Genomic DNA, 14,486 nt, shown 5'->3' on the forward strand with positions numbered 1-14,486 from the left:
TCATAACAGCATTATGGCCAAAAACTTGGACGGGTGGTGTTTCCGCCCTTGGTGCGACAATCTCCGCAGCCAGGGTCACCGGTGATGTACTCAGGAACCCGGGCACCATCTGCCCAGTATTGTGTAAGTAGAAAACTTTGGGCTTTGATGGCGTCCGCAATACTCAGGGTATCGAGTGGTTGGCACGATTGAGGTATCCCCAAAGCGGGTGACAAGAAAATACGTTTTTCTTGCGGTACGCCTGCGCTAAAAAAGCCGAAAACAAGCTCTTGTGAGTTGGTGGTGCATTTAATGTTTCCGGTGATTTGCGAAGGCTGCGAGTCAAATAAACCGCCCGTTGTTTCGGTGGTTTTGGCGAGCGCGTTCCAATATTCATAGCCTTCCTGTGTCAATCCGAATTGCTTAACAATGATGCTATACTTGATGAGCAACTTGCCAGCCGAGGCGGGAATGTGGGTGATAGGCGCATCCCGAATCACATCTTGGGTGAGTTTGATGGTGGAGCCAAGCAAAATGGTGGAAGGGGTTTCGGTACGCCAGCAGGTGTTAATGTTTTGAAGGCGGTCAATGATGGCATTGTTCTTTATTTCATAGAGCGAATAAAGCGGCATGTTGTACTCCCAAGTTTCTTCAAATTTCCAGCGATAAAAACGCGTTTTGTTGAGCGGGTCGTGGGTGTTGATGTTGATTTGGAGGGAGCTTCGGTCGGCGGCTATTTTGTACGTAATGCTATCAATCGGCGGCGTTTGTTTAGGGGTTGTATAGTCAGAAAGGAATTCTTTTTTACCCGTAGTTTTAACCCTGATTCGGAAATTTTCGGCGAGGTTAAAAGTTCTGGGGGCCAATCTGTAAAGCCCTTTGCCAATTTCAGTAAAGAGAAAAGTGCTGCCTTTGTCGCCCTCCACAATCACTTGGGCGCGTAGCTCGGGCGTGAAGGAGTTTTTGTTGGACACCAACTGCGTGTAGGTCAACGTAATGCGGCTGCTGTCTTTACCGCCTGTGTTCAGAAATCCATCGATGACTAAAAAACGGTCGGCCGCCGTAACTTCAGGCGGGGTAAATGGCAAAACGCAGCCGTCCAACATCACCAGACTGACAACCACTGCGATAAGAGATAAGAGGGTTTTCATAAGAATCAATAACGATGTTGGCTAAAATCTAAAATTGTACGTAACGGTCGGAATCGGTTGCCCGAAAATGGACAACATATAGCCTTTTACGACGCCGTTTTGGCTTCTAAAATAAACGGAAGACGGGTTTTTACGGCCTAATACGTTGAAGATGGCAAAGGTCCAAGAGCTGTGTGCCAGCTTTTTGATTTTGTGATTTCCTTCAATGTTCATCGAGAAATCGACGCGGTAGTAATCAGGAATTCTGAATTGGTTGCGGTCGGCGTAGTAAATACGCGGTACGCCTTCCAAAATATATTTGCCGATGGGCGGTGTATATGGTCGGCCGCTGCTGTAGGTAAAATTGAAAGAGAGACTGAACCGGTGCGAAAACTTATAATTGCTGACTAGGGTAAAATCGTGCGGTTTGTCGTAGTTGCTCGGATAATAATTGCCTTTGTTGGGCGCGTCGGAAGAGGTGCGGTCGTTGGCGCGCAACAGTGAGCGGGCGTACGTGTAGCTTACCCAACCGTTGAGTTTGCCCGTCAGTTTTTTCAGCATCACTTCAATTCCATAGGCTTTTCCCGTGGTTGAAATCACGGCAGTTTCAACACGATGATTCAGAATAAGCGAGTCACCGCCTTTGTAGTCCAGAAAATTCTGAATGTTTTTGTAATAGGCTTCGACCGAAAGTTCCAGTTTGTTGCCTCGCAAATTACGGTACACCCCCGCGGCCAATTGACTGCCCAGCTGCGGCTTAATGTACGAATCACTCAATTTCCAGATGTCGGTCGGTGACATCACCATCGTGTTTGTAAGCAAATGAATGTACTGACGCGTGGTGTTATAGCTCACTTTGACCGAAGTGCTGTTGTTAACCAAATACCGCGCCGAAACCCGGTATTCGGGTCCTTGGTAGGTTTTGATGTTTTGGCCTGCGGTGTAGGTTTGGCTGCCGTCACTGTAAATCTTTTCAATCGGGAGGCCGGGCGTATAGGTGTAGACGGTTTTGGGGCCAAGGTAATTGAACAATGAAAAACGAATCCCGCCGCTCAATGAAAGTCGGGCATTTACGTCAAATCGGTCTTCTAGGTACACGGCACTTTCGATGGCTTGCTCGGATTCCATCACGTCAGAAATCAGCAGGGACTCGGGATGTGATGGCCGCAACGAGCCTGGGTACAGCTTGTAATAAACGGTATTGACCCCAAAATCTAACGTATGCTGACGGTGTAAGAAATAAGTAAAGTCGGCTTTGGCAGTGGATTGGCTGATGTCAAATTTTAAATCAAACGCAGCGGTGGGCACCCGTTGGCTGCCGATGTCGTATTGGTAGCGGCTGTAAGCAGTCGTAAAAACGCTGTAAAACTTGGGATTAAACGTATGTTTCCATTTCAGCGAAGCCAATTGATTTTGGTAGGAATAGGCCGTATCACCAAAAAAGCGGAACTTATCTTTACTCAAATAACCCATCAGCGAAAGGCTGTTTTTTTGGTTAATTTCGTGGTTAACGTGAAGATTTACGTCATAAAAAGAAGCCGTACTTTGGCTGAACGAAGCATTCTCCAGTTTTTTGAGTACCCAATTAGAATACGTAGAGCGTCCGGCCAGAATGAACGAACTTTTTTCCTTTATAATCGGCCCCTCGATGGCAAAACGCCCAGTCAGAAGGCCAATGCCACCCGAGCCGACGAATTTTTTCTTGTTGCCGTCGCGGCTGTTGATTTCCAACACTGACGAAAGTCGCCCGCCGTATTTGGACGGGATGGTGCTTTTGTACAATTCTACTTCCTTAATCACGTCGGGGTTGAAGGCCGAAAAGAACCCAAACAAATGCGAAGGATTATAGACCACGGCGTCATTGAAGAGAATGAGGTTTTGGTCGGTAGAACCCCCGCGAACGTTGAGCCCTACGCTGCTTTCGCTGACCGCTTTTACGCCTGGCAAGGTAAGCACGGTGCGCAGCAAATCGGTTTCGCCAAATGCCGTAGGTACTTGTTTCATGGTTTTGATGTTGAGCTTCACCTGCCCCATCTGAGTTCCTGCGATGTTGACGTCGCGGCCAGCAGTGATAGATACTTCTTTCAGAGCCGTCACGCTTTCTTGCATTTCGATGTCGAGTTTGCCGTCGCCATACAGCACGATGCGCCGGTAGGTATCGCGCATTCCGATGCTTTTGATTTTGAGCGTTTGCTTTCCGCGCGGCATGGTCAGAGAAAATAACCCTAGTGCGTCGGTAGAAACCCCCACAGAAGGTGATTCGATGTAGACTGCCGCGCCGATGACAGGCTCGCCCGTCACGGCATTTCGGACGTAGCCCGAAACCGTCGATTTTCCTTCAGTGATGCGTTGTCGTTGGGCACCGATATTGTAGAGTTTACTCTCGGCGGTCGATAGTAGCTTGTCTTGTTCTTCCGAAGTTGGCGCTATGTATTGATTTTGATCCGACTCTTTGTTGGGCGTATTCAGGTTAAACAGGTCGTTGGGCAGTTGCGTAATCAGTGGTTGCCCCGATGTCACAAATACCCGTTGTTGGTCATCAATTGAAAACTTAAATTCGGTGTCTTTAAATACCTGCACCAACACCGACACCAACGTTTGGTCTTTGACTTGCAGGGTGATTTTTAGGCTGTCGAGTTGCGAGGCATCGTAGTAAAAATAGTGTCCAGTTTGCGCTTCGGCTTCTTTGACAAATTGGCCAAAGCGCGCCTCGTTTAAATCCACGGTTAGACGTTTTTCTGCCTTTGTTTGGGCCAACAAAGCGGAAAATGTGAGCGAGAAAAGGAGGGTTGTAAAGAGTAAAGAGTGTTTCATGGGCGTAGCTTATCATACTGAGTGGCCATCTGTACCAGCGCCTGTTCACGGGCTTTTCGGAAATTGATTCGGTTTTCACGGAGCGCTTTTCGGAGCGCAATTTTACGGTCGTTGTAGAGATTGAGGGCGGCTTTTTTTGAGCGAATTAGGTGATATACCCCGTCTTTTTTGATGTAAAAAAAGTTTTTTGGAGGAAAATAAACCGTCACTTTATTGTTCTCAATCTGCTCTTGTCGTTCTTTTATGCGCCGAGCAAGCACTTGCGTTTCTCCGTCGTACAAAAGCTGATAAAACCCCGTAGGTACTTCTATCCCTTTTTCTTCATTTTTTTCTATTCTGATAAAATGATTTTCGGCGACTGAAAAATAGCGGATTCGTTCGCTTTGTAACTGTACCAGTCCTGAGCGTTCTGGATGCCGCGCCACTACGTAGCCTTTTACAATGTCATAAAGGAGGGAAACATTCTCAAACAACTGCCCGTCGTAATGCACTGAGCCTTTTTGCCAATCTTCGACCTGAAAAAACTGATGTTCTTTCGAGCGGCTGTCATAAATATGATAGCGGGGACCGTTGTATAAATGCGGAGAATAAATCGTTGCCGCCTGATAAAGGGCCAATGGCGAGTTTGCCGCATTTTTAGCAATGGTGCTTGTATCTGCGCCTTGACCTCGACCCAACAAACTCATCCAAAGGGATGCTGTAAGAAGGAATAAAAATTTTTGCATGTGGTGTGAATAATGCAGTTTTAATAAAAATAGAAAGCACTTTGATGACTTATTTTACTCCTTTGATTTTCACGGTTTTAAGGGCTACAAAAGTATTCTTGATAGCCCTTTCTACGAAGAATACTTTTGCTTTTTTACTTATCACTGACGCCCTTGGCAAATGCAACGGATAGCCCCGAAACTGCGGGTTTCGGCATGCCACTCAAAAGCGGCATTGTAGCGATTGTTTTCCCAAAAAAACTTCTGTCGGGGGCGGTTATAATTGCCCGTTTCAGTCATGGTTTCGGCATCGTACAAGCGTCCGTTTACCATTACGTACTTTATGCTTTCACTGTTGCGAAGATTCTCCAATGGATTTTTATCAAGGACCAGCAAGTCAGCTAATTTACCAACTTCTAACGAGCCAATTTCTTTGTCCAAGCCCAAGGTTTTAGCGGGGCCGATGGTGGCTTGTTTGAGCGCTTGCAGATTAGTTATGCCGCCCTGACCTAGCATCCAGAGTTCCCAATGCGCACCTAAGCCTTGCAATTGTCCGTGGGCTCCCAAATGAACACTGACGCCTGCATCGGTCAGTTTTTTTGCAGTTTGTGAATTACCAAAGTGGCCAAAATCGTCGTCGGGCAGCATTTCGCGGCGGCGCGAGCGACTGTCGACGATGGAGCGGGGAGTAAAGCGTAACAGTCGAGATTGTTCCCAAACATTGGTTTTTTGGTACCAATAATATTCGCCCGAAACACTGCCGAAACTCACAATCAGCGTGGGTGTGTAGCCCGTTTTGCTGTTGCTCCACAAAGATACCACGTCCTTATAAATGGGATCAACGGGAATATTGTGCTCAATGGTGGTGTGACCGTCCATAATCATGGTCATGTTGTGGTTGAAGAATGACCCACCTTCTGGAACGACCAACATGCCCAGTTCGCGGGCGGCCTGAATGATTTGCTGGCGTTGATTGCGACGCGGTTGGTTATAGCTTTTGACCGAAAATGCTCCCACAGCTTTCATCCGACGTAAATGCGAACGCGCATCGTCGAGGCTGTTTACCACGGCTTTAAAATCGCCGTCTGCTCCGTACAAAATAGTTCCTGTGGAGTATATACGTGGTCCAATCATCCGCCCCGATTTTACCATTTCCGATTGACTAAAGACCATTTCGGTATTGGATGATGGGTCGTGAACGGTGGTGACGCCGTAGGCTAAATTGGCAAAATACGACCACTGCTGTTGCGCCGATTTTTCGTTGCCTGTGCCGATGTGCGCGTGGGCATCAATGATTCCAGGCATCAGTGTTTTCCCCGTAGCGTCAATGACTTTTGCTTCAGCGGGAATTTTAACCTTTCCCGCCGCACCGACGGCCACGATTTTGTTGCCGTCAACAACCAGTGTTCCGTTTTTAATTACTTCCAACTGCCCTTGGGCGTTTTCTTTCATGGTCAGAATGGTACCGCCCTTAAAAGCGACCATGCCTTTGGGTACATCGGTCGAAAGCATGAGCCCAATGGGAATGCCCGTGGAATCAATAGCGGGCAGTTTTTCGGGCGCCCCCTCTACAAACAAAAAGCTTTGTTGTACGGAGCGTGTGAAATAATCGGGGCCGATGGTCCAGTGCAGTTTTTGGCTATCGTTGGACCAATGCAAATAATCGCCAGCGTCGCGCGTGACTTTATAAACGGGAAATGCCTTGGTATTGCCTGATAAATCTATGGCTTTGCCCGTGGCGGGGAAGGCGGCGATGTAGAGATGAAATAATTCCTGAAAGGCAATCCACTTGTTATCGGGGCTGGGAACAAACTTAGTGGCGTATTGGGAGCTAAAATGGGTTTGCTCGTCGGTATTGCTCAGGGTTACGCTTTTAAAGGATTTGGTTTGCCCGTCTTCCAGAAAGAAAATGCGGTCGCCAGTGGCGTTGAAGAGCGGCTCTTCGCCGCTGTCGCGGAGCAAGGTTCCTTCGCCGCCAGTGGCGGGCATGAGGTATAATCCGGGTTCTTTGCCGAAGGCGTAGCCCATGTAGCCGTTGCCCGTTCCTTTTCGATAAACGATTTTGGAGCCGTCGGGCGAGAACGATGGTGTTTGGTAAAAGCCTTTTTCGGTTGTCAGTGTTTCAATGGAGTTATTGGTCAGATTCAACTTTCGGATGCTGCCCGTCAACGAATCATTCCAAGTGGTGTAAAGCAAAAACTTTCCGTCGGGGCTAAACGTTGGTTCGTATTCAAACACGTCGGTGGCGGCAGTGAGGCGTTCGGGTGTGCCGTTGGGCAGGGATTTTTTGTAGAGATAGCCCGCCGCGTGGAATATCAAGGTTTTTTCGTCGGGTGAGGTTCGGGCGTGGCGAATCATTTTAGATTGGAACGTGGGTATAAAAACGGTTTGCGGAAAACGAACCGCTTCCTGTACCGTCAGGCTGGCATTGACCGTAAACGGAATTTCGGTGGCTTTCGCGGTGGCTATGTTGACCCGAAATAATTTCCCTTTGGCCCAAATGATGATGTCTTTGCCGTCGGGGGTCCAGTCGTAGTTGGGATAAAGGCCCATGATGGCCCACGCTTCCTGCTGGTCTTTGTTCAATTGGTCAAAAACGGGAAATTCTTCGCCTGTTTTTAAGTCATGAATGTACAACACTGACTTGGTGCGCACACGTCGCACAAACGCCAATTGCCTACCATCGGGCGAAATCTGCGGCCGTACCGCACCGCCGGGGCCTGTCACAATATTTTTTAAGGCTCCTGTTTGGCGGTCAAAACGACGAACGACATAAATTTGTCCGTTGGGGTCTTTGTTGTACTGAAAGAAAGGGCCTTGGCTCATGTCTTCGCTGAAATACACGTAGCGACCGTCGGGAGAAACACAGGGCTCGCCCGCGTCTTGTTGGTCGTTTTTACGTTTGGTCAACTGCAATCCCGCCGTACCACCGCTGGCGTGATACATCCACATTTCGCCCGCCCCCAATGAGCGTGATGCCGTAAAGTGCTTACGCGCAATGAGATACTGCCCGTCGGGTGTCCAAACGGCATTGTTGAGCAATCGAAAATCTTCGTTGGAAATTTGTTTCAGGTCTGAGCCATCGCGTTTCATGGTCCAGATATTGTCGCCGCCGCCTCGGTCGCTTGTAAAAGAGATGCGCTTACCATCGGGGCTGTAGCGCGGCTGTATCTCCAGCGGCAATCCGCCCGCCAGTAGTTTGGCTTCACCGCCCCCGATTGGCAGCGTATAGAGGTCACCGAGTAGGTCAAAGACGATTTCCTTGCCATCGGGACTGACGTCGAGGTTCATCCATGTACCTTCATTGGTAGTGAATTTTACTTCTTTTGAAGGACCCTGAGGTTTGGAAACATCCCAAGTTTCTTTGGGTTTTTGGGCCATGGCCTGACAAACGGCCAAGGCCGCTGCAAGGGCGAGGGGAGCGGTTTTTTTCAAGGGAAAAGGGGCTTGGAATGATGAAATGTATGCTAAAGATTGGCGAACCAAAGTTTCTCAAAAATAACGTTAATGTACGGTAATGGCAAGTTGGAAGACATAATGGCTCAAACTACTCCTTTTTTACCCATCTGTTGCGCAATCATGCTCCCCGCCAACAATTGCAGTGCATGATAAATCATCAGCGGTAGCAACGCTACACCCAGCGTGACGGGGTTGGGAAACAGCACTTTGCCCATCACTGCACCCTGCACTAACGATTTTTTAGAGCCGCAAAACAACACCGTGATGGTATCTGGGCGGTTGAAGCCAAGCCAACGACTGACCAAAACCATGATTCCGAACATTACCGCAAAAAACAACAACATCCAAAAGCCTAGCGCCAGAATTTCAGTAAAGGATTGATGACTGAACATATTGTTGGCAAATGATTCGCAAAAAGAAGTGTAAACAATCAACAAAATAATGACTTGGTCAAACATCCGTAACGTGCTGTTGTAGCGCTCGGTCCATTTGCCCCATTTTTTGTGCATAAGAAAACCGAGGATAACGGGTAATAAAACTTCTAAACATAGGCGCAAAATGATGGAGGAGATGTCAAAATCGGCGTCCTGTTTTTCCAGTAACCGACTCATCCACAGCGGTGTAATAAAAATGCCGATGATGCTAGAAATACTGGCGTTGAAAATTGCAGCGGGTAGGTTCCCGCCCGCAATCGCCACCATCACCACCGAAGAAGAAACGGTGGATGGGAGCGTCGCCAAATAAAAGATACCCAACCACGTCAACGAAGAAGTATCAATGTTGAAGGCTTCTCCGATGCCAAGAATAATGAGCGGAAATAATACAAAAGTGGTCAATTGAATCACCAAGTGGAGTTTCCAATTGCTCAAGCCACTTTTTAATTTTTCAGGATTGAGTTTCAGACCGTAAAAAAAGAAGATAACAGAGACGCCATATTCGGCGATGTCGGGTAAGTGTAAAGGGCTTTGTTCGGTGCCGAATGAGGGAAAAAAATAGGCCAATGCTATCATTCCAAGCAACGCGAAGAAAAATCCGTTGATGCCGACTTTTGCCAATAACTGAATCATTCGTATTCTATTTATCTATCGGCACAAAGTTAATCCGATAACGCAAATAAGTATGAACGAACCTTTAGAATGGGAAGAATCAGCGAAAACAATCGGAGATTAAGTAAGAATAGGTCACTTTTAGCGGATTAGTGCTCAAAAACCAACCTTTTTTGTTCCAATAAATACATCGAACAAAAACAATTTTTTAGTGAAAAAATTATATTTTTGTTGTAAACCCTAAATCTTTACAAACGATGAGAACAACGGCAACTTCTAACGTGTCAGAGTTGAAAACGGTCGTAGATTATTTTTATCAATGGGAAAAGACGCAGCCCGACAAGGTTTTTTTGCGCCAGCCTTTTGGAAAAAAATTCAAAGACTTTACGTGGGCTGAAACGGGAGAGCAGGTAAGGCGATTGGCGGGATACCTTCTTTCGTTGGGTTTAGAGCCACAAAGCAACATCGGGTTGGTTTCCAAGAACTGTGCGGAGTGGATTATTGCCGACCTCGCCATCATGATGTCTGGGCACGTTTCGGTGCCGTTTTATCCCACCCTGACCAGTGATCAGTTAAATCAAGTGTTAACCCACAGTGGTTGTCAGGTGCTTTTTGTTGGAAAACTTGACAATTGGCAAGGGATGAAAAAGGGGATTCCCGCAGGCGTAAGCTGTATTTCTTTTCCAACGTATAATCCTGACCCTGAGCATGTACAGTGGGATGATATCATTGCTTACAGCAAACCGATGACCGAGTCGCCCCGGCCGAAGTTGGAGGATTTGTTCTCCATCGTTTACACTTCTGGTACCACTGGTAATCCCAAAGGAGTAATGCTTACGTACAAAGCGATGGCATCGGTTATGCACGTCACCCAAGACATGATGCTCTATCATTTGCCCGAGACCCGTTTTTTTTCGTATCTGCCGCTATGTCATATTGCCGAGCGGAATGTGGTGGCAGTAACGGCGGTGGGCACGGGAGGAACTGTGTACTTTGCAGAATCATTGGATACTTTTGCGGCTAATCTGGCTGCCGCACAGCCCACACACTTTTTTGCGGTCCCACGCATCTGGACTAAATTCCAATTGGGAATTTTGGCAAAAATGCCCCAGAAAAAGCTGGATATGTTGCTCAAAATCCCTATTCTGAGTGGTATTGTCAAGAAAAAAATTCGTAAGGGTTTGGGACTCAATGACGCGAAATTTATTTTGACGGCAGCTGCTCCGATGCCGGTGTCACTGATTACGTGGTTTCGCCGCTTAGGAATAAAAATTCAGGAAGCGTACGGAATGACCGAAAACATGGGAGCGGTATGTATGGCCCCCGCCGATGCGCCCAAGGATGGAACGGTAGGAAAGGTATATCCAGGAGTGGAAGTAAAAATAATGCCCGATACGGGCGAAATCCTGACGCGCACTGAATGGAACATGACGGGCTATTATAAAGAACCTATCATGACATCTGAAACCATCGACGAAGAAGGGTGGATTCATACGGGTGATGTAGGCGAAATTGATAGTGAAGGTTACATCAAAATTACAGGTCGGGTAAAAGAAATGTACAAAACTTCCAAAGGTGAATACGTGGCACCATCACAGATAGAATTTGGATTTGCCGACAATAAGCTGATTGAACAAATTTGCGTAGTGGGCCAAAGTTTACCGCAGCCCATTGCACTGGTGGTTTTGTCGGAAATAGCCCGGTCCGTTGAACGCGACGCCGTCGCTCAAAGTCTAGCTGCTACACTTTCAGATGTGAACCCCAAACTTAAATCTTACGAGCGCGTACAAAAGATTGTTGTAATGAGAGAAGCTTGGACAGTCGATAACAATATGCTGACGCCCACCATGAAAACCAAACGCAATGTGATTGAAAAAACCTATGGCCAAATGATGGAGCCTTGGTACGAAGGAAAAGAGAATGTCATTTGGGAATAGTTGGTATACAGGCTTAAATAGCGCGATTTTGTCTCTAAAGGCGTAGCCCTCTGCCTGTTTTTTTCAATGGGCTGGCGTTTCTGAAAAGCATTGAGCCGCAGGCAGAAAGAAATCAGAAGTAGTAAGGGAAAAGTACTTTTTTTCCGTATGCCGAATTATCTCAAGCAAGGATGTTGCCTTTTTGCTATTTTTAAGGCAAAAAAACGACACCATGTCTAAACCCCAAGGACTCCTTACTATTGACCAACTACGCGAAGCGGTAGATCAACAAACCATTGAAACCATCATTGTAGCCTTTACTGACCATTACGGGCGGCTCGTCGGAAAACGTTTCGACGCTGATTTTTTTGTCGATGATATTTATAAACACGGCACCCACGGTTGCAATTACCTACTCACCACCGATATGGCCATGGACCCAGTGCCAGGGTTTTCGTTTGCGAACTGGGAACTCGGCTACGGTGATTTTCATTTAGTGCCCGATCTTTCTACGCTGCGGGTAGCGGCGTGGCTTGACCGCACCGCTATGATTATCTGCGATGTTAAAAATGAAAAATCGCACCAATACGTTGAAATCGCGCCCCGCTCCATCCTGAGAAAACAGCTTGATAAAGCCGCTCAACATGAATTTGACGTTTTGGCTGCTTCCGAGTTGGAATATTATTTATTTGAAAACAGTTTTCGCGAAGCCCACGAAACAGGCTTTGCCCAACTGCGCCCCGTAGGCTGGTACATCGAAGATTATCATATTTTGCAAGGCACCCGCACCGAGCCGTTCAACGCGGCGGCGCGGCGTTATTTGAAGCAATCGGGCGTGCCCGTTGAAAACTCCAAAGGAGAATGGGGCTTGGGCCAACACGAACTCAATGTACGCTACGCCGAAATACTGGACATGGCTGATCGCCACGTGGTGTACAAACAATGCCTAAAAGAAGTGGCCGATGCCATGGGTTGGAGCATTACGTTTATGGCCAAATTTGCCGCTGACCGCGCAGGTTCTAGTTGCCACATTCACATCAGTTTGTGGAAAGATGGCGAAACGGCCTTTGCAGGCGACAATACGCTGGGGCCCGTTCAGTGCTCGGATACATTTCGTTGGTTTTTAGGGGGTTGTATTGCCCATGCCCCTGATGTTATGGTATTTTATGCTCCAACCATCAACTCATACAAGCGCTATGTAGACGGTTCTTGGGCCCCTACGCGTCTGGCGTGGAGTTATGATAATCGTACTGCTGGTTTTCGGGTAGTAGGTCAAGGCAAAAGCCTACGGATTGAGTGCCGGATTCCAGGTGCAGATTGTAATCCTTACCTAGCTTTTGCGGGATTGTTGGCGTGTGGATTGGAAGGAATTGAAAAACAGATTGAACCACCGGCCATTTTTGAGGGTGATATCTATGCCGCAGCGCATTTGCCAAGGGTTCCATACACATTGGCCGAATCCATTGCGATTTTCTCCAACAGCGAGTTTGCCAAGCGGAGTTTTGGACCCGAAGTAGTGGAGCACTACACGCATTTTTATAAAACAGAGCAGGCCGCCTATAATGCATCAGTGACGGACTGGGAGCGGAAACGGTATTTTGAGCAGATTTAAGGGAGGGGGGAATCGTTGTTAAGTGAATTTTTAAATTTTTTCTTGAAATAATTCATTTAATCAATTTATCTACTACTTTTGCAACGATTATTTCTAAACCTCTACTACAAATACTTAAAAAAGCCTTCTGCATCGCGCAGAAGGTTTTTTATTTTTACGCAGAAAATAACTTTCGCTGCTTTTCTTGCGTTGTATTCTACGTAATATTGCACATCATTCATTAATCAACTTTTTTTAGCAAAATGACAACTAAATTTCTCCGCAATGCATTTGCAATAGCATTGGCCGCAGGTTCGTTGCAGGCTATGGCACAATTTACGCAGGCTCCGCTTCCGTACGCATCTGATGCACTTGAGCCAAATATTGATAAGACTACCATGGAAATCCACTATGGACGTCACCATAAAGCCTATATCGACAACTTGAACAAGGCCTTGGCGGGTAAGCCAGAAGAAAAATTGACTCCTGATGCGCTGGTAAAGGGAATTACGAAAGAAACCGCTCCAGCAGTGCGTAACAACGGTGGGGGGCATTGGAATCACACCTTCTTTTGGAGCATCATGGGCCCTGGAAAAGGCGGCGCGCCCAAAGGAGCCTTGGCCGATGCCATTACCAAAGATTTTGGTTCGTTGGATGAGTTCAAAAAGAAATTTAAAGAGGCTGGTACTACCCGTTTTGGTTCAGGGTGGGCGTGGTTGATTGTAAAAGACAAAAAACTGGTGGTAACTTCTACGCCAAACCAAGATAATCCATTGATGCCTGTAGCGGATGTACAGGGCGCGCCGATTTTGGGCGTTGATGTGTGGGAGCACGCATATTACCTCAAGTACCAAAACAAACGTCCTGATTACCTAGACGCTTTTTGGAATGTCGTGAATTGGGATAAAGTAGCCGAATTATATGCGGCAGCGATGAAATAAAAACTTAATTTTATCCGTAATATAAAAAAAGAGAATGCCGCAGGGCATTCTCTTTTTTTATTGAGTTAATTTTGTAATCTATTCTTTAGTAGGCACTTGTGTGCTAGTGTTGTCGTTTGTTGGTGGAAGGGCCTCCAAGGCAGATTCGGGCGTTTCTTCTTCCAACGTTGAAGTAGGCTCGGTGACATCTTGTGTTGAGATTACCTCCGTTTCTGAAGCGGGTGTTTCGGGTTCCTCTTCGGATGAAACGATTGATGGAACCTCGGCTATTTCATCCGTTTTCGGAGCCTCTTCAATCTCTTCGTGCTCATCCAAACGCGGAAAAAAAGTGCCCTGAAACATCAAAATGATACAAACACCGATGAAAATGCAGGCGTCGGCAAAGTTGAAAATAGGCGTTGTGTAGTATTGGCCGCCCCAAACAGGAACCCAATCGGGTACAAAACCTTCCCAAAAATCAATGAATACCATATCAATGACCTGTCCGTGAAACCACGGAGTAGGAGAGCCGTAAGGGGCATTATCAATGAGTACTCCGTAAAAGATACTGTCGATCAAGTTGCCGATGGCTCCCGCCAAAATCATGGCCATAGCCCAGAGGAGTCCGTTGGAGGCCCCTTTTTGGGCAAGGCGTAACATGTAGCCCGCAATAAAAATCATGGCTCCCAGCCGAAATACCGTCAGGAACAATTTACCGTATTCGTGGTCAATTTGCATCCCAAACGCCATGCCTGGGTTGGTTACGTAATACAGCTTGAACCAATCTCCGATGAGTCTGATTTGTCCAGCAAATCCTGGAGACATATACTGGTGTACGAGCAATTTTGAAGCTTGATCTACACCGATAAGCAACAGGGCGAACAAAAAGAATTTGAGTGGGCCTTTGGGGGATTGAGTCATGGAATG

At 47.0% G+C, this 14,486-nt stretch carries 9 protein-coding genes; 3 read left to right on the forward strand and 6 right to left on the reverse strand.

Features of this window, described 5'->3' with window-relative positions:
• Nucleotides 1-11: 11 nt before the first annotated feature.
• The 5 genes from DR864_RS18475 to DR864_RS18495 all read right to left on the reverse strand — a co-directional run bounded on the left by DR864_RS18475 (nucleotide 12) and on the right by DR864_RS18495 (nucleotide 9,153).
• The gene (locus tag DR864_RS18475; RefSeq protein ID WP_114068350.1) at nucleotides 12-1,130 is read right to left on the reverse strand and encodes a DUF4249 domain-containing protein; all 1,119 of its coding nucleotides are present in this window, start codon (nucleotides 1,128-1,130) and stop codon (nucleotides 12-14) included.
• 21 nt (nucleotides 1,131-1,151) lie between these two features.
• The gene (locus DR864_RS18480; RefSeq protein ID WP_114068351.1) at nucleotides 1,152-3,923 is read right to left on the reverse strand and encodes a TonB-dependent receptor; all 2,772 of its coding nucleotides are present in this window, start codon (nucleotides 3,921-3,923) and stop codon (nucleotides 1,152-1,154) included.
• Nucleotides 3,920-4,648, reverse strand: coding sequence for a hypothetical protein (locus DR864_RS18485; protein WP_162793940.1), 729 nt, complete (start codon nucleotides 4,646-4,648; stop codon nucleotides 3,920-3,922). The genes DR864_RS18480 and DR864_RS18485 overlap by 4 nt, the downstream gene beginning before the upstream one ends.
• A gap of 141 nt (nucleotides 4,649-4,789) precedes the next feature.
• The gene (locus DR864_RS18490) at nucleotides 4,790-8,008 is read right to left on the reverse strand and encodes an amidohydrolase family protein (protein ID WP_229599595.1); all 3,219 of its coding nucleotides are present in this window, start codon (nucleotides 8,006-8,008) and stop codon (nucleotides 4,790-4,792) included.
• Nucleotides 8,009-8,169: 161 nt separating this feature from the next.
• On the reverse strand, nucleotides 8,170-9,153 hold the full coding sequence (locus DR864_RS18495; protein WP_114068353.1) for a bile acid:sodium symporter family protein: 984 nt from the start codon (nucleotides 9,151-9,153) through the stop codon (nucleotides 8,170-8,172).
• Between the two features lie 236 nt (nucleotides 9,154-9,389).
• Here DR864_RS18495 and DR864_RS18500 point away from each other — a divergent pair, with 236 nt between their 5' ends.
• The 3 genes from DR864_RS18500 to DR864_RS18510 all read left to right on the forward strand — a co-directional run bounded on the left by DR864_RS18500 (nucleotide 9,390) and on the right by DR864_RS18510 (nucleotide 13,580).
• Complete coding sequence (locus DR864_RS18500; protein ID WP_114068354.1) at nucleotides 9,390-11,069, forward strand: AMP-binding protein; 1,680 nt, start codon at nucleotides 9,390-9,392, stop codon at nucleotides 11,067-11,069.
• A 211-nt stretch (nucleotides 11,070-11,280) separates the two neighbouring features.
• Nucleotides 11,281-12,660, forward strand: a complete 1,380-nt coding sequence (locus DR864_RS18505; protein ID WP_205319130.1) for a glutamine synthetase family protein — start codon at nucleotides 11,281-11,283, stop codon at nucleotides 12,658-12,660.
• Between the two features lie 242 nt (nucleotides 12,661-12,902).
• Complete coding sequence (locus DR864_RS18510) at nucleotides 12,903-13,580, forward strand: superoxide dismutase (RefSeq protein ID WP_114068355.1); 678 nt, start codon at nucleotides 12,903-12,905, stop codon at nucleotides 13,578-13,580.
• 78 nt (nucleotides 13,581-13,658) lie between these two features.
• Here the strand turns inward: DR864_RS18510 and DR864_RS18515 are convergent, their stop codons facing one another.
• A complete protein-coding gene (locus DR864_RS18515) occupies nucleotides 13,659-14,480 on the reverse strand; it encodes a lipoprotein signal peptidase (RefSeq protein WP_114068356.1) in 822 nt (273 codons plus the stop codon).
• Nucleotides 14,481-14,486 lie beyond the last annotated feature (6 nt).

The sequence above is a fragment of the Runella rosea genome, from assembly GCF_003325355.1.
Classification (GTDB): Bacteria; Bacteroidota; Bacteroidia; order Cytophagales; family Spirosomataceae; genus Runella; species Runella rosea.